16 protein-coding genes are annotated in these 18821 nt (G+C 68.7%); 13 read left to right on the top strand and 3 right to left on the bottom strand.

Translation table 11 applies throughout. The annotated features are described in order from the left end of the window. Nucleotides 1-142: 142 nt before the first annotated feature. Nucleotides 143-1210 (bottom strand): ABC transporter substrate-binding protein, encoded by a 1068-nt coding sequence (locus tag EDC64_RS05205; protein WP_245504563.1) that lies wholly within the window; start codon nt 1208-1210, stop codon nt 143-145. A gap of 189 nt (nt 1211-1399) precedes the next feature. On the opposite strand from EDC64_RS05205, the gene EDC64_RS05200 reads away from it, so the two are divergent. Then, nucleotides 1400-2077, top strand: coding sequence for a TetR/AcrR family transcriptional regulator (locus EDC64_RS05200; protein WP_165933643.1), 678 nt, complete (start codon nt 1400-1402; stop codon nt 2075-2077). Beyond that, on the top strand, nt 2074-2868 hold the full coding sequence (locus tag EDC64_RS05195) for a glutathione S-transferase family protein (protein ID WP_165933642.1): 795 nt from the start codon (nt 2074-2076) through the stop codon (nt 2866-2868). Before EDC64_RS05200 ends, EDC64_RS05195 begins: the two co-directional genes overlap by 4 nt. Before the next feature lie 27 nt (nt 2869-2895). Here EDC64_RS05195 and EDC64_RS05190 read toward each other — a convergent pair whose 3' ends face one another. Further along, on the bottom strand, nt 2896-3207 hold the full coding sequence (locus EDC64_RS05190; protein WP_132030190.1) for a hypothetical protein: 312 nt from the start codon (nt 3205-3207) through the stop codon (nt 2896-2898). A 122-nt stretch (nt 3208-3329) separates the two neighbouring features. Beyond that, nucleotides 3330-5888, bottom strand: coding sequence for a ligase-associated DNA damage response DEXH box helicase (locus EDC64_RS05185; RefSeq protein ID WP_132030189.1), 2559 nt, complete (start codon nt 5886-5888; stop codon nt 3330-3332). A gap of 299 nt (nt 5889-6187) precedes the next feature. Between EDC64_RS05185 and ftsW the strand changes: the two genes are divergently transcribed. The 11 genes from ftsW (at nt 6188) to EDC64_RS05130 (ending at nt 18807) form a co-directional block, all read left to right on the top strand. Beyond that, nucleotides 6188-7357: a putative lipid II flippase FtsW gene (gene ftsW / locus EDC64_RS05180; RefSeq protein WP_132030188.1), complete on the top strand. Its 1170-nt coding sequence runs from the start codon at nt 6188-6190 to the stop codon at nt 7355-7357. Further along, nucleotides 7354-8481: an undecaprenyldiphospho-muramoylpentapeptide beta-N-acetylglucosaminyltransferase gene (gene murG / locus EDC64_RS05175; protein ID WP_132030187.1), complete on the top strand. Its 1128-nt coding sequence runs from the start codon at nt 7354-7356 to the stop codon at nt 8479-8481. Before ftsW ends, murG begins: the two co-directional genes overlap by 4 nt. Next, nucleotides 8478-9893 (top strand): UDP-N-acetylmuramate--L-alanine ligase, encoded by a 1416-nt coding sequence (gene murC, locus EDC64_RS05170; protein WP_132030186.1) that lies wholly within the window; start codon nt 8478-8480, stop codon nt 9891-9893. The genes murG and murC overlap by 4 nt, the downstream gene beginning before the upstream one ends. A 75-nt stretch (nt 9894-9968) precedes the next feature. Continuing rightward, the gene (locus EDC64_RS05165) at nt 9969-10856 is read left to right on the top strand and encodes a cation diffusion facilitator family transporter (RefSeq protein ID WP_132030185.1); all 888 of its coding nucleotides are present in this window, start codon (nt 9969-9971) and stop codon (nt 10854-10856) included. Between the two features lie 68 nt (nt 10857-10924). Beyond that, entirely contained in the window at nt 10925-11860 is a 936-nt protein-coding gene (gene murB / locus EDC64_RS05160) for a UDP-N-acetylmuramate dehydrogenase (protein ID WP_132030184.1), read from the top strand. 63 nt (nt 11861-11923) lie between these two features. Then, on the top strand, nt 11924-12844 hold the full coding sequence (locus EDC64_RS05155) for a D-alanine--D-alanine ligase (protein ID WP_132030183.1): 921 nt from the start codon (nt 11924-11926) through the stop codon (nt 12842-12844). Beyond that, nucleotides 12811-13782: a cell division protein FtsQ/DivIB gene (locus tag EDC64_RS05150; RefSeq protein ID WP_245504545.1), complete on the top strand. Its 972-nt coding sequence runs from the start codon at nt 12811-12813 to the stop codon at nt 13780-13782. The genes EDC64_RS05155 and EDC64_RS05150 overlap by 34 nt, the downstream gene beginning before the upstream one ends. A gap of 32 nt (nt 13783-13814) precedes the next feature. Further along, the gene (ftsA, locus tag EDC64_RS05145) at nt 13815-15104 is read left to right on the top strand and encodes a cell division protein FtsA (RefSeq protein WP_132030425.1); all 1290 of its coding nucleotides are present in this window, start codon (nt 13815-13817) and stop codon (nt 15102-15104) included. An 86-nt stretch (nt 15105-15190) separates the two neighbouring features. Beyond that, nucleotides 15191-16861, top strand: coding sequence for a cell division protein FtsZ (gene ftsZ / locus EDC64_RS05140; RefSeq protein ID WP_132030182.1), 1671 nt, complete (start codon nt 15191-15193; stop codon nt 16859-16861). A gap of 285 nt (nt 16862-17146) precedes the next feature. After that, nucleotides 17147-18100, top strand: coding sequence for a UDP-3-O-acyl-N-acetylglucosamine deacetylase (gene lpxC, locus EDC64_RS05135; protein ID WP_132030181.1), 954 nt, complete (start codon nt 17147-17149; stop codon nt 18098-18100). Nucleotides 18101-18387: 287 nt separating this feature from the next. Next, on the top strand, nt 18388-18807 hold the full coding sequence (locus EDC64_RS05130) for an SRPBCC domain-containing protein (protein ID WP_132030180.1): 420 nt from the start codon (nt 18388-18390) through the stop codon (nt 18805-18807). Nucleotides 18808-18821: the final 14 nt, after the last annotated feature.

Genomic DNA, 18821 nt, shown 5'->3' with positions numbered 1-18821 from the left:
TGACGTCATGAAAAATTTTCGTGTCGGGGGGTGAAAGGCGGCCCCCTCAAATCCAATTGTCCGACGCCGCCGCGGGCGTGAAGACCGTTCGGAGGGCCCGAGCGACGCCCGCAGAGCCATTTGTGCTGCGGGCGTCGAACCGTCAGAGCGGCGGCTTCAGTCCGGCGAGCCATTTCGCGATCTCGGCGTCCGTCTCGGGAACCTTCAGGCCCCGCGCCCATTCGCGCATCGCCTTGTCGTCGATCGTGTTGACGCCGTCGATCAGTTCGGAGGTATAGAAATCCATCGGATCGACCTTGCCTTCGAGGCCGAGAATCTCGACGAAATCGGTCCAGTTCTCCTTCGAGAAGGAACACCATTTGTCGTTCGCCGCCGCGTCGCGGGAAATCAGCGGCGCGCGCGTCTTGATGATGGTGACGGCATCGCTGATCGCCTTCTCGCGCGAGATGCCGCTCGGGATCGACGCCGGGTGCATGTAATAGCTGACGCGCACCGCAGCTTCCGGGTTCTCGGTCATCACGATGATCGAGCGGATCAGCCCCTTGAGGATGCCGAGGGCTTCCGCCTTGTGGCCCTCGTACCAGGGCCGGGCAAAGGCGAAGACATAGGCGGTTGCCGCATTCTTCATATTGTCCGGCTGATCGAGCACGCGCACGTTCACGCCCAAGGTCTTCAGGCGCACCACGTCCACATCGGCGTTCAGCAGCGCGTCGATGCGGCCGGAATCGAGCGCCACCGCCGCCTGCTGCCCATCTCCTACCGCCACCAGATTGACGTCGGCGAAGGCGATGCCGGCATGTCGAAGCGCGAATTTGAGATAACCCACGCCGCCATAAGCGAGCGTCGGAACGCCGATCCGCTTGCCCTTCAGATCCGCATAGCCCGTGATCGGGCTGTTCGGCAGGACCGAAATACGGTGCAGCACGCCACGCAGATAGACGCAGGGGATGACCGCCGGCAGCTTCCGCCCTTCGGCCGCCGAGGTCAGGATGATGTCCTGTGTGCCCGTGCTCATGGTGATCTGGCCGGACAGCATCAGCTGAAGGTTTTCGGACGCCCCCTGGGTACCGACCGATTTGGGCTGAATGTCCTTGCCGAACAGGCCCAGCGCCTGGCCGATCCACATGTTGGAGAAGCCCGGATTAAAGCTGCGCGAGGACACGCCGATGACCGGCTCGGCGACTTGCGCGAAGGCCGGGGCCGGCAGCATCAAGGCTGCGCTCAACAGGACTGTAGAGATACGGAGGGTTCGTCGCGGCGTCGGCATGCCCAAGCTCCCGGATTGATCGAGCAACCTCTTCGGTGGTCTCCAGCAGCCATTCGGCTTTCTTGAGAAGCTGGAACAAGCCGTTGAAAAAGTCAAACGTCCGTCTTATTTTTTATCGCCTGGAGAACGCCCTTGAACCGGTCGGAAGACACCACCGCGATCCCCGCCGCCGACGACCCGAGCGGGCGCCTGCTGGATGCCGCCGAGCGGCTCTTCGCCGAACGCGGGTTCAATGGCGTTTCGGTGCGCACGATCACGGCGGAAGCCGGGGTCAATCTCGCCTCGGCGCATTATTATTACCGCACCAAGCTGTCGCTGTTCCGCGCCGTCTTCGAGCGCCGTGTCCTGCCGATGAACGCGGAACGCCTCGCGCGGCTGGAGAAGGCCTGGCCGGACCGCAGCCTCGCGCCCGATCTGCGCGAAGTGCTGGAAGCCTTTATCGGCCCGACCATCATCGTCAGCAGCGAGGCCGGCGAGACCTTCCGCCGGCTCTCCGGCCTCTCCTCGACCGATCCCGCGCCCGAAGTGCGCGAAACCGTCTTCGGCCTCTATGACGAGGTGGCGCCGCTGTTCGTCGCGGCGCTGAGGAAGATCCGGCCGGATCTCGGCGAGCGCGATCTGCTCTGGCGCCTGAAATGCATCTTCGGCGCGATGATGTTCGTGCGCGCCGACAATGGCCGCCCGGAGCAATTGGTCGGCCTCCCGCACGCCCCGGTCGATGCCGAAGAGGCGATGCGGCATCTCATCCCCTATCTCGCGTCGATTTTCGAACTGCCCCCTGTCGCACCCACCAAAAGGCGCCGAAAATGATCGAAATCTGGCATTCGCCTCTGTCGCCCTGCGCGCAAAAGGTGCGCCTCGTGCTTGCGGAAAAGGGGCTCGCCTTCGAGGGCCATATCGTCAATCTCGCGGACAAGGAGAACCTTCGTCCCGAGTATCTGGCCCTCAACCCCAAGGGGGTGGTGCCGACGCTGCGGGACGATGGGGTGATCGTGACGGAATCGACGATCATCATCGAATATCTCGACGACCGTTATCCCGATCCGGCGCTGCGGCCCCACGATGCGGTCGGCCGCGCCCGGATGCGCTATTGGACCAAGATGGTGGACGAGAAGATCCATCCCGGCTTCGGCGAACTCGGTTGGCCGCTCATGGTCCGGCCGGCCTGGCTGAAAAAGACCGAGGCGGAGCAGCAGGCGATGCTCGCGGCGGTGAAGGACCCCAAGCGGCGCGAACGCCAGGCGCGGCTTCTGGCGGCCGGCCTGTCCTCCCAGGAAACCCGTGATTCGGTGCGCATGCTCGACGCCACCATGGCCGAGATGGATGCCGCCTTGTCCACGGGCGGTCCGTGGATCACGGGAGAGACCTTCAGCCTCGCCGACGCGGCCCTCATTCCCTATGTCTGCGCGCTGGAGCATTTCGGCATGGGCGACATGGTGCGCGAGCGCCATCCGCCGGTCGCCGCCTGGATCGCGCGATGCCGGCAGCGCCCGTCTTTCGAAGTGGCGATCCGGGCGGTGGTGCCGGCATCGCGCTGGGCGGAACTGGCCGAGCGGGGCGCCGACGCCTGGGCGACGCTCCGCCCGAGCCTCGCGGCCTGACGCCGGATCGGCGCCGCGCCGCGGCGCCTATCGCGGGCTTGCGCGCGACTTGATGTTCTCGATTTCGAGAAGCTGCGCCTCGAGCATCACCAAAGCCCGACGCTCCGGCTCGGTGAGCTTGCTGTGGTCCATGTGGCGCATGATCACCTGGAGCGCCTCGCCGATCCGGCCGATCTGCCGGCCATAGCTGCCGACATCCTTCAGGATGGTCTTTTCGAGATCCGGGCGCGGCGTGTCGCCGATGATGACGTTGAAGAAGCCGAACTGGGAGCCGAAGAACTCCCAGGGATTGATCGGCTGGTAGAGATTTTCCGGAGCGAAGGAGAAGGGCGCAGCCATAGGTCGATCTTCCGATAAGGAGGCCTCAACCCTGAATTGCGTCTCCGCGCACGGTCAAAGTCAAGCTCGGATCTGACCTCCGCTCGTCGACGGGCGCGGATCGCCGGCCGGGGCCATGCACCTCACGTCATCGCCTCCCGGACGAGTGCCTCCTCGGCCTCCTCCAGGAGCGCCTCCGAGGTGTCAGCGCCGCCGACGCTTTCCCGGCCGATCTCAAGCAGAACCGGCACCGAGAGCGGCGAGACCCGGTCCAGCGGCTGATGGACGATGCGGCCCCGCACCCGCATCAGCATGTCGGACAGGCGCCGCACGTCGAGCAGCCCGGTGGCGGCGTCCGCCCGCGCGGCGCGCAACAGCATGTGGCCAGGTTCATGCCGGCGCAGCACGTCGTAGACCAGGTCGGTGGACACCGTGACCTGGCGCCGCGTCTTCTCCTTGCCGGGAAAGCGCCGCTCGATCAGCCCCGCGATGATCGCGCACGTGCGGAAGGTACGCTTCATCAGCGAACTCTCGGCGAGCCAGGCTTCGAGGTCGTCGCCGAGCATGTCGGGATCGAACAGGGCCGCGAGCGAAAGCCGCCCGTCCGACACCGCGGCACCCATGTCGCCCGCCGCATAGACCGCGATGGCATAATCGTTGGCGACGAAGCCGAGCGGCTTGAGCCGCGCCCGCTCCAGCCGGCGCGTCAGCAGCATGCCCAGCGTCTGGTGGGCGAGCCGACCCTCGAAGGGGTAGCAGACCAGATAAAAGCGCCCGGCCCGTGCGAAGGTCTCGACCAGCAGATCGCTCCGCCCGGGAAGGCGGGAGCGGACACGCTGCAATTCGAGCCAGTCGCGCACCTGGGCCGGCAGGGCGCCCCAGCGCTCCGGCGCCGCGAGCAGCGCCCGCACGCCCGCGGCGAGGAAGGTGGAGAGGGGGAACTTTCCGCCCTCGTAGGACGGCACCTTGGGCTCGGTGGCGGTGCTGCGGGAGACGTAGATCTCCTCTTCCACCATCGCCTCGTAGCGCAGGATTTCGCCGGCGAAGACGAAGGTGTCTCCCGGAACCAGCGTCTCGACGAAATATTCCTCCACCTCCCCCAGCACTTTGCCGCCATAGCGCGGCCGTCCCGCCACGCCGCTCTTGGCGGCGCCGCGCGCGGAGACCAACCGCACCTTGATCATCGTCGCCTCGACGATGGTGCCGACATTCAGGCGATAGGACTGGGCCACCATCGGATTTGCGACGCGCCAGAGGCCGTCCTTGGTCCTGCGGATCTTGGCGTAGCGCTCATAGGCGCGCAGCGCGTAGCCGCCGGTGGCGACGAAATCGACGACCTGCTCGAAGTCGGCGAAGTCGAGATCCCGATAGGGCGCAGCCGAGCGCACCTCGCGGAACAAAGCCTCGGCCGAGAAGGGCGTGGCACAGGCCATGCCGAGCACATGCTGGGCGAGCACGTCGAGCGCACCCGTCCGCTCGGGCGGGGTGTCCTGGGCGCCGGCCCGCACAGCCTCCAGCGCGGCGCGGCATTCCAGAACCTCGAAGCGGTTCGCCGGAACGAGGACGGCGTGAGAACTCTCGTCGAGCCGGTGATTGGCGCGTCCAATGCGCTGCATCAGGCGCGAGGCCCCTTTGGGCGCGCCGATATTGATCACCTGGTCGACATCGCCCCAGTCGATGCCGAGATCGAGCGAAGAGGTGCAGACCACCGCCCGCAGCCGCCCCGCGGCCATCGCGCTCTCGACCCGGCGCCGCTGCTCGACGTCGAGCGATCCGTGGTGGAGCGCGATCGGCAGATTGTCCTCGTTGATGCGCCACAATTCCTGGAACAGGAATTCCGCCTGCCAGCGCGTATTGACGAAGACCAGGCTCATTTTATGGGCGCCGATCAGCCCGTACACTTCCGGCAGCGCGTGCAGCGCAGTGTGGGTCGCCCAGGGCATTGGCACACGGGTCTCAAGCATCGAGACGTCCGGTGCCGCACCGCCCGCGGCGACGAGAAGATCGGCCATGGCCCCGCTTTCGGTCTGGCCGACCAGATAGCGGCGCAGATCGTCCGGCTCCGCCACCGTCGCCGATAGCCCCACCGCCTGGAGACCGGGCGCGACGGCGCGCAGCCGTGCCAGCGCGAGCGCGAGGAGGTCGCCCCGCTTGGATATGACGAGGGCATGCAGCTCGTCGAGGATCACGCGCTTCAGCCCCGAGAACAGATGGGCCCCGTCGCTGGAGGCGAGGAGGAGAGAAAGCTGTTCGGGCGTGGTCAGGAGGATGTCGGGCGGGTCGCGCCTCTGCCTCTGACGGCGCGAAGCGGGGGTGTCGCCGGTGCGGGTCTCGACCCGGATCGGCAGGCCCATTTCCGCCACCGGCGCCTCGAGATTGCGCGCGATGTCCACCGCCAGCGCCTTGAGAGGCGAAATATAGAGGGTATGGAGCGGCGAGATCCGCTCCGGCGGCGTGCGCCCGGCACTGCCGGAGGTGCGCCGCGCGTCGCGGGCCTCCCCCAGTTCCACAAGGGTGGGAAGGAAGCCCGCGAGGGTCTTGCCCGCACCGGTCGGCGCGATGAGCAGAGCGGACCGGCCGGCTTGGGCGCAGGCGAGGAGGTCGAGCTGGTGGGCGCGCGGCTGCCAGCCCCGCGCCGCGAACCAGGCGCGAAAATTCGCGGGCAGCGCGCGGGGCGCGTCGGCACGGGGCGCCGCCGTCACCGCCGCGCGTCCCGGAGCGGCGCCGGCATGCGCGCGCGCATGTCGCGCGATCGGCTCGCAGGCAGCGCAGAACCCGCCGCCGATGTCGGATCGGCCGGCGCGGGAGCGGCGCGGGGCGGGGCGGCATCCCGGGGCGGAGCCAAAACGCCACTCATGTGTCGCGCGCCCCCGTCCGGAGGGAAAGGGGCCGGATCCGGCCGACCGCGCGAGATCGCGCAACGGAGGCTGCGGGCCTTAATCGCGTGTCAACCAAGCAGCCCCATTCTGGCGCTCCGCATCCAGCCTGGAGTTCCGTCCCCATGATGTCGCGCGCCGATCGCACCGTGCTCAGCGAATGGTGGTGGACGGTGGACCGCCTGCTGCTCGGCGCCCTGTTCGTGCTCATGACGATGGGGATCGTGCTGTGCCTCGCGGCCAGCCCACCCGTGGCGGCGCGGCTCGGCATTCCCGATCCGTTCCATTTCGTCCAGCGGCAGGTGCTGTTCCTGGTGCCGGCGACCGCCGTGCTGATCGGCACGTCCTTCCTCTCGCCCCGCTCGATCCGGCGCGTGTGCATGGCGGTATTCCTCGTCTTCCTGGCCCTGCTGTTCGCCACCCTGGTCTTCGGTCCCGAAGTGAAGGGTGCGCGCCGCTGGCTGATGATCGCCGGCATCACGGTCCAGCCTTCGGAATTTCTCAAGCCCGCTTTCGTCGTGCTCGCAGCCTGGCTGTTCGCGGAGAGCAGCAAGCGACCCGAAATGCCGGCGCAGCTTCTCGCCATGGGGCTGCTCGGAATCGTGGTGCTGCCACTCATCATGCAGCCGGATTTCGGCCAGACCATGCTGGTCATTCTGGTGTGGGGCGCGCTGTTCTTCCTGGCCGGCCTGCGCTGGATCTGGATGGTCGGCCTCGTCGGGCTCGGAATCGGCGGCATCGTCACGGCCTATAATGTGGTGCCGCACGTCCGAAAGCGCATCGACCGCTTCCTCGATCCCGATTCGGGCGACACCTACCAGATCGACACCGCGCTCGAGAGCTTCCGCCATGGCGGCTGGTTCGGCCAGGGACCGGGCGAGGGGACGGTCAAGCGGATCCTGCCGGACGGCCACACCGATTTCGTCTTCGCCGTGGCGGCGGAGGAGTTCGGCATCATCCTGTGCCTGATCCTGCTCGGCCTGTTCGCCTTCATCATCGTCCGCAGCCTGACCCGCGCGCTCGACGAACAGGACCCCTTCGCCCGCTTCGCGGCGACCGGGCTCGCCTTGCTGTTCGGGCTGCAAGCCTCGATCAACATGATGGTGAACGTGCATCTCATCCCGGCCAAGGGGATGACCCTGCCCTTCATCTCCTATGGCGGCTCCTCGCTGATCTCGCTCGCCTTCGGCATGGGCATGCTTCTGGCGCTGTCGCGCCGGCGCCCCGGCGCGGCCGCCCTCGCCGCGCTCAGCGAACCGCCGATGGACCGGCGGGCCGCGTCCGGCGCCGCATGAGCCCGCAGCTCGCGCTCCTCGCCGCCGGCGGCACCGGCGGCCACCTCTTCCCCGCCGAGGCCCTCGCCGCGGCGCTGGAGGCGCGCGGCCTGCGGGTCGACCTCGCGACCGACCACCGCGCCGCGCGCTATGTCGGCGCCTTTCCGGCCGGCCGGATGCATATCCTGCCCTCCGAGACGGTGCGCGGCCGCTCGCCGGTCGCGCTCGCCAAGACCGCCTATGCGCTCGCCTCCGGCCTGCTCGCCGGCCTCGCTTTAATGCGCCGGCTGAAGCCGGCGGTGGTGGTCGGCTTCGGCGGCTATCCCACCCTGCCCCCGCTGGTGGCGGCGCGCCTTCGCGGCGTCCCGACCCTGATCCACGAGGCGAACGGCGTCATGGGGCGGGCGAACCGCCTGCTCGCGCCGCGCGTGACGGCGATCGCAACCGGATTTCCCGGCATCTGCGCCGGCGAGCCGGCGCTCGCGGAAAAGGCGGTCTGGACCGGCAACCCGCTGCGCGCGGCGGTGATCTCGGCCGCGGCCTTGCCCTTCCCGCCCACCGGCGAGGCGTTTCGGCTGCTCGTGTTCGGCGGCAGCCAGGGCGCCCGCGTGATGGCGGACGTCGTCCCCGACGCCGTCGCCCGCCTCGAACCCGCGCTGCGCGCCCGTCTCAGAGTGGTCCAGCAGGCCCGCCCGGAGGATATCGAGCGGGTGCGGGAAGCCTATGCCCGGGCCGGCGTCGCGGCGGACATCGCGCCCTTCTTCAAGGATCTGCCGGAGCGCATGGCGCAGGCCCATCTCGTCATTTCGCGCTCCGGCGCCTCGACGGTGGCCGAACTCGCCGCGATCGGCCGGCCCGCTGTCCTGGTGCCGCTGCCCCACGCGCTGGACCAGGACCAGGCCGCCAATGCCCGGCTCATCGAACGCGCTGGCGGCGCCCTGCTTGTGCCGCAGGACGCCTTCACGCCCGAGCGGGTCGCCGGCGAACTGCGCCGCCTCGCGGCCGATCCCCACGCATTGACGGCGATGGCCGAAGCGGCGAGAAGCGCCGGCGCGCTCGATGCCGCCGACCGGCTGGCGGACCTCGTCGTGCATCTGGCGCGGGGGGCGCCGATCGCCTCGTTCGAAGGAAGGTCCACGGAATGAAGCTGCCCCAGGCCCTCGGCTCGATCCATTTTGTCGGCATCGGCGGCATCGGCATGAGCGGCATCGCCGAGGTGCTGCACAATCTCGGCTATCAGGTCCAGGGCTCGGACGTGGCCGAGAGCGCGAACGTCAAGCGCCTGCGCGACAAGGGCATCGCCGTGACCGTCGGGCACGATGCGGCGAACGTCGCCGCGGCCGACGTGGTCGTGGTCTCCTCCGCCATCAAGCGCGACAATCCCGAGCTTCTCGCTGCCCGCGCCCGCCGGCTGCCGGTGGTGCGCCGCGCCGAGATGCTGGCGGAACTGATGCGCCTGAAGAGCTGCGTCGCCATCGCCGGTACCCACGGCAAGACCACGACCACCTCTCTGGTCGCAACCCTGCTCGATGCCGGTGGCATCGACCCGACCGTGATCAATGGCGGCATCATCAACGCCTACGGCACCAATGCCCGGCTCGGCGACGGGGAATGGATGGTGGTCGAGGCCGACGAAAGCGACGGCACCTTCCTGAAACTGCCGGCCGAAGTCGCGATCGTCACCAATATCGACCCCGAGCATCTCGATCATTTCAAGACCTTCGAGCGGGTCCAGGAAGCCTTCAAGGCGTTCGTCGAAAACGTGCCGTTCTACGGCTTCGCCGTGATGTGCATCGACCATCCCGTGGTCCAGGCCATGGTCGGGCGGATCGAGGATCGGCGGGTCATCACCTATGGCGAGAACCCGCAGGCCGACGTCCGGCTGGTCGACGTCGATCTGAAGGGCGGCATCACCCGCTTCTCGATTCTGTTCCGCGACCGCGCCGGCGACGTCGTCCACCGCATCGACGATCTGCGCCTGCCGATGCCCGGTCGCCACAATGCGCTGAACGCCACCGCCGCGATCGCCGTCGCGCACGAGCTCGGCGTCTCGGATGACGCCATTGTCGGCGCCCTGGCCGCCTTCGGCGGCGTCAAGCGGCGCTTCACCCGGACCGGCGAGTGGAATGGGGCCGCCATCTTCGACGATTACGGCCACCACCCGGTGGAGATCGCGGCCGTCCTGAAGGCCGCCCGCGCGGCGACCGAGGGGCAAGTGATCGCGGTCGTCCAGCCGCACCGCTACAGCCGCCTCGCCGCCTTGTTCGACGATTTCTCCACCTGCTTCAACGAGGCCGACCACGTCATCGTGGCGCCGGTCTATGCCGCGGGGGAGGCGCCGATCCCCGGCGCCGACCGCGACCATCTGGTGCAGGGCCTGCGGGCGCGCGGCCATCGCAGCGTGACGGCGCTCGAAGGCCCCGAAGCCCTCGCCGGCCTCGTCGCCGGCCTCGCCAAGCCCGGGGATTACGTGATCTGTCTCGGCGCCGGCAACATCACGCAATGGGCCTACGCGCTTCCCGCGGAACTGGCCGCGGGCGCCGCCGAGGCGCGGTGACGGCCGCGGTTGCGCTGCAGCGCGGGAGCCGCTAGGCAGTCGGCATCGCAACCGATCCCGGGGGACCCGACGAGGATGAAGCGCGCCCTCTGGGTCGCCGCCGCGAGCGTCGGCGTCGGCATCGCCGTCCTCGGCATCAAGACGCTCGCCTGGTGGGTCACCGGCTCGGTCGCCCTGCTCTCGGACGCGCTGGAAAGCATCATCAATGTCGCCGGATCGCTCGGCGCGCTGGTCGCGCTGAAGATCAGCGCACAGCCGGCCGATGCCAACCATCCTTACGGGCACCACAAGGCCGAATATATTTCCGCCGTCGCGGAAGGCGTGCTGATCGTGCTGGCGGCGGGCTCGATCCTGCGCGAGGCCTATCTCGGCTTCCTCGATCCGCGGCTGCCCGACCAGCCCTGGGACGGCGCCGCGCTCAATGCCCTCGCCACCGTGATCAATGCCGCGTGGTGCGTCGTTCTGATGCGCACCGGCCGGAAATGGCGCTCCCCGGCGCTCAGCGCAGACGGCCGCCACCTCTTCACCGACGTCGTGACCTCCGGCGGCGTCCTGATCGGCTTCGCCTTGGTGCCGCTCACCGGCTGGCCCGTGCTCGACCCGGCGATCGCCGCCATCGTCGCAATCAATATCCTGTGGACCGGCTGGAGCCTCATGCGCAGTTCGGTCAGCGGCCTGATGGACGAGGCCCCGCCCGCCGACGTCGTGGCGCGGATCCGCGATCTGGTGTCCATTCATGCCGAAGGCGCGCTCGAGGCCCATGATCTGCGCACCCGCCATGCCGGCCGCATCACCTTCGTCGAGTTCCATCTCGTGGTCCCCGGCGCGATGACGGTCGCCGCCGCGCACGACATCTGCGACCGGATCGAACAGGCGTTCGAGGCGGACATGGAGGACATGGAGATCACCATCCATGTCGAGCCGGAGGGCGAGGCCAAGCATCGCGGCGTGGTGGTGCTGTGACGGAACTCCGCGGCGGCCCGGTCGCGGTGCGCGTTGGCAGGGCGCCGGCCAGAAGGTAAAGCGACGGCATGCACGCCCCCGGTCCCGGCTTTTCCGATCTCGTTCCCGCGCTGTCCGCCGCGCTGCCGGAGCTGCGCGGCCGGCTGGTGGCGAACGCCCCGCTCGCCCCCCTCACCTGGTTCCGTGTCGGCGGACCGGCGCAGGTCCTGTTCGAGCCGGCGGACGAAGCGGACCTCGCTTATGCGCTGACGCACCTCCCGGCCGATCTCGCCGTCACGGTGATCGGCCTCGGCTCCAACCTGATCGTGCGCGACGGCGGGCTGCCGGGTCTCGTGGTCCGCCTCGGCAAAGGCTTCGGCACGATCACCGTCGAGGGGCTTGACGTTCAGGCGGGCGCGGGCGCGGCCGACGTGAAGGTGGCGCGGGCGGCCGCCGAGGCCGGGATCGGCGGCCTCGCCTTTCTGCGCGGCATTCCCGGCGCGATCGGCGGCGCGCTGCGGATGAACGGCGGCGCCTATGGCGGCGAGGTCAAGGACGTTCTCGTCTCCTGCCGGGCGGTGACGCGCAACGGATCGGTCCGCGTCCTGAGCGCGGCCGAAATGGGCTTCACCTATCGCCATTGCGCCGCTCCCGACGACCTGATCTTCACCGCGGCGCGGTTTCGGGGTGCCCCCGGCGTGCCCGCCGAGATTGCTGCGGAAATGGCGCGAATCACCGCCTCGCGCGAGGCGACGCAGCCGGTGAAGAGCCGCACCGGCGGTTCCACCTTCAAGAATCCCGAAGGCGGGAAGGCCTGGCAGCTCGTCGATGCGGCGGGCTGCCGGGGCCTGACCCTCGGCCGGGCCCAGGTGTCGGACCTGCACACCAATTTCCTGATCAATCTCGGCGGGGCGACCGCTGCCGAAATTGAGGCGCTGGGCGAGGAGGTCCGCCGCCGCGTGCGCGAGACCAGCGGCATCGCGCTCGAATGGGAAATCAAGCGGATCGGCATCCCCGCCGGTTAAAGGATTGCAAACGCCGCGCGCGCTTTAATCCGTCCCGCCCTCCGGGATCAACAGGATCATTCCATGCCGAAACATGTCGCGGTGCTGATGGGCGGCTGGTCCGCCGAGCGCGAGGTCTCGCTCCGGTCGGGGGCGGCCTGCTCCGCCGCGCTCGAGGCCGCGGGCTACGCGGTCACGCGTGTCGATGTCGGGCGCGACGTCGCCGAGGTGCTCGCCCGCTTGAAGCCGGACGCCGCGCTCAACGTACTGCACGGCCGGCCCGGCGAGGACGGCACGATCCAGGGCATTCTCGAAATCCTGCGCATCCCCTATTCGCATTCCGGCGTCCTCTCCTCGGCGCTCGCCATGGACAAGGCACAGGCCAAGGTGGTGATGGCGGCGGCCGGGATCGCGGTGCCGGACGGCTTCGTGGTGTCGCGGGCGGAAGCGGCGCGGGGCCACGTGATGGCGCCGCCTTACGTGCTGAAGCCGGTGGCCGAGGGCTCCAGCGTCGGCGTCTTCATCGTGCGCGAGGACCAGGATCACCCGCCCCAGGAGTTGCACCGCACGGATTGGCCGCACGGCGAAACCCTGCTCGCCGAGCGGTTCATTCCCGGCCTCGAACTGACCTGCGCGATGATGCGCGGGGAGCCGCTGGACGTCATCGAGATCGAAGCGACCCACGCTTTTTACGATTACGAATCCAAATACGCGCCCGGCGGCTCGCGGCACATTCTTCCGGCCCGGATTTTACCCGAAGTTTACCAACAGGTGCGGATACTTACTGCACTGGCGCACAAGGCGCTCGGTTGCCGGGGCGTCTCCCGTGCGGACTTCCGATACGACGCGCGGACCGGGGATGCCTCGGGCCTCGTCTGCCTGGAGGTCAACACGCAGCCCGGCATGACCGAGACCTCTTTGGTGCCCGAACTGGCGGCCCATGCGGGCGTTTCTTTCGGCGAGCTTGTGACATGGATGGTGGAGGACGCATCGCTGGACCGCTGAAGCCCGGCTCCGCGCGCCGGGACGCCGGCCAGCCCGCCGGCCGCCGCACGCCGGTTCCCATGCGCGAGCCGGCGCCTGCCAGCCGCACCGCCCTCCTGCTCCGCCGAATCACCGTGCGCCTCGGCGCCTCGCGGATCGGACGGCGCGGCGCGAGCCTGCTCACTGTTCTGGTGATCGGAGGCTTCTCGGTCTATGGCGTGATCCTCGGCGGCCATATCGAAGAAGCCGAATCGATCCTGGTGGATGTCGGGGATCTCGCGGCGAACGCCGCGGGCTTCAAGGTGCGGCAGGTCAATCTCTCCGGCCAGAACCATGTGACGCCGCCCGAAATCCTGGCCGCGGCGGGGATCAAGTCCAGCACCTCGATCCTGTTCGTCGATGCCGACGCGACGCGCGCCCGGCTCGAAGCGATGCCCTGGATCGCCGCCGCCACGGTCCGCAAGCTCTATCCGGATCGCATCGATATTTCGGTCGTAGAGCGCGAGGCCTATGCGCTCTGGCAGTTCAACGGCCAGATCCAGGTGATCGCGCGCGACGGCATGCCGATCGCGCCCTATTCCGACGATCCGCGCTATGTCAGCCTGCCGATCGTGGTCGGCGAAGGTGCCGAGAAGCGGGTCGGCGAGATCGTCGAGGCGCTCGGCCGGGTACCGGTGATCCGCGACCGGGTGCGCGCGGCGATCCTGGTCGCCGACCGCCGCTGGACCCTGAAGATGCGCAATGGCATCGACGTGCGGCTTCCCCAGGAAGGGCTGGACGACGCGCTGTTCCAGCTCTCCGAGCTCGACCGCGAGAAGAAGCTGCTGACGCGCGACATCACCATCGTCGACCTGCGGCTGCCGGACCGGATCGTGGTCCGCCTGTCGGACAGCGCGTTCGAGACCCGGATGCAGGCCCTGAAGGCGAAAGCCAAGGCCAAGAAGGGAGGCGCGGCGTGAGGCACCGGCTGGCTCAGGGCTTCGCCCCGAAAATGCGTCCGATCCCGCAGAAGAAGAGCGGCATCGTCGCGGTGCTCGACATCGGCACCAGCAAAGTGGTGTGCGCGATCGCCCGGCTGAAGCCGCGCGGCGCCTCCGACGTTCTACACCGCCGCACCCATGCGATCGATGTGCTGGGCATCGGCCATACCCGCGCCCATGGGGTGAAGGGCGGCGCGATCATCGACATGACCCGCGCCGAACTGGCGGTGCGCCAGGCCGTCGACATGGCCGAGCGGGCGGCGGGGGTGCAGATCGCCTCCGTCATCGTCGGCGTATCCGGCGCCCGGCTCTCGTCGCAGCATTACGAGGCGGCGGTACGCCTGACCGCCCCGGCGGTCGAGGAATTCGACATCCGCCGCGTGCTTGAGGCCGCCTCCACCTTCGCCGTGGGCGACGGGCGGGCGGTGATGCACGCGCTGCCGGTCGGCTATTCGCTCGACGGACGGCGGGGCATCGGCGAACCGTGCGGCATGCTCGGGCGCGAACTCGGCGTCGACATGCATGTGGTGACCGGCGACATGACGTCGCTGAAGAATCTCGTTTTGTGCATCGAGCGCTGCCATCTCGGCATCGAGGCGATGGTGTGCGCGCCCTATGCGGCGGCGCTCTCCTCGCTCACCGACGACGAGATGGAACTCGGCGTGACCCTCATCGACATGGGCGCCGGCACCACCACCTTCTCCGTCGTATCCGGCGGCCACTGCCTTTATGTCGACGGCATCGCGCTCGGCGGGCAGCACATCACCAACGACGTGGCGCGCGGCCTGCCGGCCCGGCTCGCCGATGCCGAGCGACTCAAGGCGCTGCACGGCGCCGTGGTCGCGGTGTCGTCCGACGACCACGACATGCTCACCATCCCCGCTTTGTCTGGGGATGACCGGGACCAGCCGAACATGGTTCCGAAATCCCGCCTCGTGACTATCGTAAAACCGCGAGCGGAAGAGATCGTGGAACTGATTCGCGACCGCCTGAAGGCTTCCGGCCATGCCGGCGATGCGGGGCGCCGGCTGGTTCTGACCGGCGGCGCGGCGCAATTGCAGGGTTTGCCGGACCTTATGGCGCGGGTGATCGGGCCGCAGGTGCGAATCGGCCGCCCGCTCGGCGTGTCGCGGCTGCCGGAAGCGGCGCGCGGCGCCGCGTTCGCGGTTGCGGCGGGTTTGCTGGTCTATCCGCAGGTGGCGGGGCTCGAACATTTCGAGCCCCGCCGCCGCCAGGCGGCCGGCGCCGAGGGTGCGACGTATTTCGGCCGCGTTGGACGCTGGTTGAAGGACAGTTTTTAGAGATGGTTAACCGAGTTGGTCTTAACTCGGGTCAAGCCTCGGAATCGAACGGCGTCACGGCGCCTCTGGCGCTACGGAGTGAGAACATGTCGATCAACCTTCAGATGCCCGACATTCGGGAGTTGCGGCCCCGGATCACCGTGTTCGGTTGCGGTGGCGCCGGCGGCAACGCCGTCAACAACATGATCAATTCCGGCCTGACCGGCGTCGAGTTCGTGGTCGCGAACACCGACGCCCAGGCCCTGTCCCTCTCCAAGGCCGAGCGCCTGGTGCAGATGGGCGTCGCGGTGACCGAAGGTCTCGGCGCCGGCTCGCAGCCGGAAGTCGGCCGCGCGGCGGCCGAAGAGGTGCTCGACGAAATCCGCGACCACCTGTCCGGCTCGCACATGGTGTTCATCACCGCCGGCATGGGCGGCGGCACGGGCACCGGTGCGGCGCCGGTCGTGGCCCGCGCGGCACGCGAACTCGGCATCCTGACCGTCGGCGTCGTCACCAAGCCGTTCCATTTCGAAGGCCAGCGCCGCATGCGGGTGGCCGAGCACGGCATCAACGAACTGCAGAAGACGGTCGACACGCTGATCGTCATCCCGAACCAGAACCTGTTCCGGGTCGCCAACGAGAAGACCACCTTCGCCGACGCCTTCGCGATGGCCGACCAGGTGCTCTATTCGGGCGTCGCCTGCATCACCGATCTGATGGTCAAGGAAGGCCTGATCAATCTCGATTTCGCCGACGTCCGCGCCGTGATGCGCGACATGGGCAAGGCGATGATGGGCACCGGCGAGGCCTCCGGCGACAAGCGCGCCCTCCAGGCCGCCGAGGCGGCGATCGCCAATCCGCTGCTCGACGAGACCTCGATGCGCGGCGCCGGCGGCCTGCTGATCTCGATCACCGGCGGCAACGACATGACGCTGTTCGAAGTGGACGAGGCGGCGACCCGCATCCGCGAGGAGGTCGATCCCGACGCCAACATCATTCTCGGCGCCACGTTCGACCAGAGCCTCGACGGCATCATCCGCGTCTCGGTGGTCGCGACCGGCATCGATCCGGCCGTCATCCCCGAGCAGATCCAGACCCGCGGCGAGGGCCTGCCGGACCTGCAGGGCCGCAAGATGTCGAATGCCGGCCGCGCCGCGGTCGAGCAGGCGCGCGACGCGCAGATCCGCAAGGCGGTCGATGCGATCACCGCCGAGGATCTGATGGCGCTGGAAATGAAGGCCCCGCCGAAGCCGGCGCCCGCCCCGGCGCCGCAGCAGGCGGTCGCGATCGACGAAGTCACGATCCGCGCCGCCGCGCCCAAGCAGACCTATTATGCCGAGCCCGAACCGGCCCCGGCGCCGGCCCCGGCCACCCACGAAGACGAGTTCTCGCCTTATATCCCGCCCCAGGCGCAGCGCCCGCGCACCCCGCGCATGCCGCGCGTGGAGGAATTGCCCATGCCGGCGCAGAACCAGATCCGCGCCCAGCGCGGCGAAGCTCCGGCCGAGCAGAAGAAGATGACGCTGCTCCAGCGGCTCGCCAATGTCGGCATGGGCCGCCATGCGGAGGAGCCGGAGGCGGCGCGCGCGCCCCAGCCGACCCTGCGCGCCCCCGCCCCGCCGGCCGCCAAGCCGCAGGGCCGCGAGCCGGTCTCGGAATTCGCCAAGCGCCCCGCGGCGCGGCCGGCGGCCGAGGTCCCGACCCGTCATCCCCAGCAGCCCGGCCACGAGGACGACCAGCTCGAAATTCCCGCCTTCCTGCGCCGCCAGGCGAACTGACGGTTAAGCGAAGCGGTAACCCTGTTGGCTGTAACACAGGCTTGCGCCCGGACCTCGTGTCCGGGCGTAATCATTTGATAAGAAAGATAAAATTAGGATTTGGCCTCGGTAACAGGCGGTAAGCAAGCGTGATTTGGCGCAGTGCGGCAAGCCGTCTAGTTTCTCGCTCGAACCTTGCGCAACGCTGACGTGGTCGATTCGATCCATGCCGGCGCAGATGGGCAGGGAAATGACGATCAGAGGCGAAGGCAGAGCGGCATCGCGCCGGGGCGCTTTCGAGGCGGAATGACTTCAGATCTGCAGACGACGCTCGCCGGTCAAGCCGCACTCAAGGGTGCGGGCGTGCATGCCGGCGTCGATGCCCATCTGGTCCTGAAGCCCGCCGGCGCCGATACCGGCATCGTCTTCTCCCGCACCTTCGCCGATCAGGCGCCGCGCCGCATCGCAGTCTCCCGCCAGTCGGTGCAGGCCACCGATCTCGCGACCGTCCTCGGCGACCGGTCCGGCGCGCTGGTCGCCACCGTCGAGCATGTGCTCGCCGCGCTGTCCGGCCTCGGCGTCGACAATGCCGAGGTCGAGATCGACGGGCCGGAAGTGCCGATTCTCGACGGCAGTGCCGCGCAGATCGTCGCCGCGGTCGATTCGGTCGGTATCGCGCCGCTCTCCGGCCGCCGCAAATATCTCAAGGTGCTGAAGCCGGTCCGGGTTGAGAACGGCGCCTCGTTCGGCGAACTCAGCCCCTATGATGCCGGCTGCCGGCTCGAGGTGGAAATCGAGTTCGACCATCACGCCATCGGCCGCCAGCGCTTTGCCGGCACGCTCTCGCCCGGCGTGTTCCGCCGCGAACTCGCCCCCGCCCGGACCTTCGGCTTCCTGCGGGATGTCGAGCGCCTGCGCGGCGCGGGCTATGCGCTCGGCGCCTCGCTCGACAACACCGTCTGCCTCGACGCGGACGGCGTGATGAATGCCGAGGGCCTGCGCTTTTCCGACGAATTCGTGCGGCACAAGGCGCTCGACGCGGTGGGCGACCTCGCGCTCGCCGGCCTGCCGCTGCTCGCCCGCTACCGGTCGTTCCGCGGCGGTCACAAGCTGAACTTCCAGGTGGTCGACGCCCTGCTCGCGGACCGCTCGGCCTTCGCCGTGGTCGAGGCCCCCGCCCGCACCCGTCGCGAGGCGGCCGAGCTGTCGGTCGGCGGCTCCGTCGGCGCCCCGGTCCTCGCTTACGCGCCCGAGCGCTGAGGCCCACAGCCGGCGACGCAGCGGGCCGTCTCTCTTCGACCGGAGCGGCCAGCCACCTCCCCGACGCATTCCGTCCGACCGACCTGTTTTCCGCCCTGCGCCCCCCTTGAGAGAGCGACCATATCCGCGTCTCAAAAAGTTGAGCCGGCGACCGCGAACGGTCTGGAGACCAGAGCCGACACTGGCGTGTCGCAATCCTTCATCTATAAGCCTTTCCACTTAAAAAGCGCTGGTAGCGAAGCCTTTTCTTCTGCAAATTGAACTAAGCTGGCCATCAGGGGGATAGGATGCCGGAGCACGCGTTGCACCATGAGGTGAAGATCCAAGCCGAATTCAACCGCGTGCAGGAGGCCCTGATGACGCCCGAGGGCCTGTCCGGCTGGACCATGGCGCAGGTGTCGGGCCCGGTGGACGGCGCCTGGACCCTCGCTTACCCCGATGGTCCTGTCTTCGTCTGGAAAGTGCGCGCGGAGCAGACCGCCCGGGTCGTTTGGGATTGTGTCGACGGGCCGGGCGACGCCCCCGGCACGCGCCTTCAGTTCGATCTGAGCCAATTGCCCGACGGTCGCGTCAAGGTGGTTTTCGCCCATGACGGCTGGCCGCACGACGCCGGCAATTTTAAGACCTGCAACGCGCTCTGGGGCCTGCTGCTGCATCAATTGCGAGGCTTCGCCGAGACCGGCGCGCCCGCGCCGCTCTTGTCCTGACATCGCCCGGCTTA

The sequence above is a fragment of the Aquabacter spiritensis genome, assembly GCF_004346185.1.
GTDB classification, from domain to species: domain Bacteria; phylum Pseudomonadota; class Alphaproteobacteria; order Rhizobiales; family Xanthobacteraceae; genus Aquabacter; species Aquabacter spiritensis.
Note: the sequence above shows the minus strand (reverse complement) of the source record. Positions and strands in the feature narration are given on the sequence as shown.

Coding starts and splice junctions, on each gene's coding strand:
- EDC64_RS05205 (WP_245504563.1), bottom strand. CDS start 1,210: ATGCTGCCGGCCCCGGCCTTCGCGCAAGTCGCCGAGCCGGTCATCGGC.
- EDC64_RS05195 (WP_165933642.1), top strand. CDS start 2,074: ATGATCGAAATCTGGCATTCGCCTCTGTCGCCCTGCGCGCAAAAGGTG.
- EDC64_RS05190 (WP_132030190.1), bottom strand. CDS start 3,207: ATGGCTGCGCCCTTCTCCTTCGCTCCGGAAAATCTCTACCAGCCGATC.
- ftsW (WP_132030188.1), top strand. CDS start 6,188: ATGATGTCGCGCGCCGATCGCACCGTGCTCAGCGAATGGTGGTGGACG.
- murG (WP_132030187.1), top strand. CDS start 7,354: ATGAGCCCGCAGCTCGCGCTCCTCGCCGCCGGCGGCACCGGCGGCCAC.
- murC (WP_132030186.1), top strand. CDS start 8,478: ATGAAGCTGCCCCAGGCCCTCGGCTCGATCCATTTTGTCGGCATCGGC.
- EDC64_RS05165 (WP_132030185.1), top strand. CDS start 9,969: ATGAAGCGCGCCCTCTGGGTCGCCGCCGCGAGCGTCGGCGTCGGCATC.
- murB (WP_132030184.1), top strand. CDS start 10,925: ATGCACGCCCCCGGTCCCGGCTTTTCCGATCTCGTTCCCGCGCTGTCC.
- EDC64_RS05155 (WP_132030183.1), top strand. CDS start 11,924: ATGCCGAAACATGTCGCGGTGCTGATGGGCGGCTGGTCCGCCGAGCGC.
- EDC64_RS05150 (WP_245504545.1), top strand. CDS start 12,811: ATGGATGGTGGAGGACGCATCGCTGGACCGCTGAAGCCCGGCTCCGCG.
- ftsA (WP_132030425.1), top strand. CDS start 13,815: ATGCGTCCGATCCCGCAGAAGAAGAGCGGCATCGTCGCGGTGCTCGAC.
- ftsZ (WP_132030182.1), top strand. CDS start 15,191: ATGTCGATCAACCTTCAGATGCCCGACATTCGGGAGTTGCGGCCCCGG.
- lpxC (WP_132030181.1), top strand. CDS start 17,147: ATGACTTCAGATCTGCAGACGACGCTCGCCGGTCAAGCCGCACTCAAG.
- EDC64_RS05130 (WP_132030180.1), top strand. CDS start 18,388: ATGCCGGAGCACGCGTTGCACCATGAGGTGAAGATCCAAGCCGAATTC.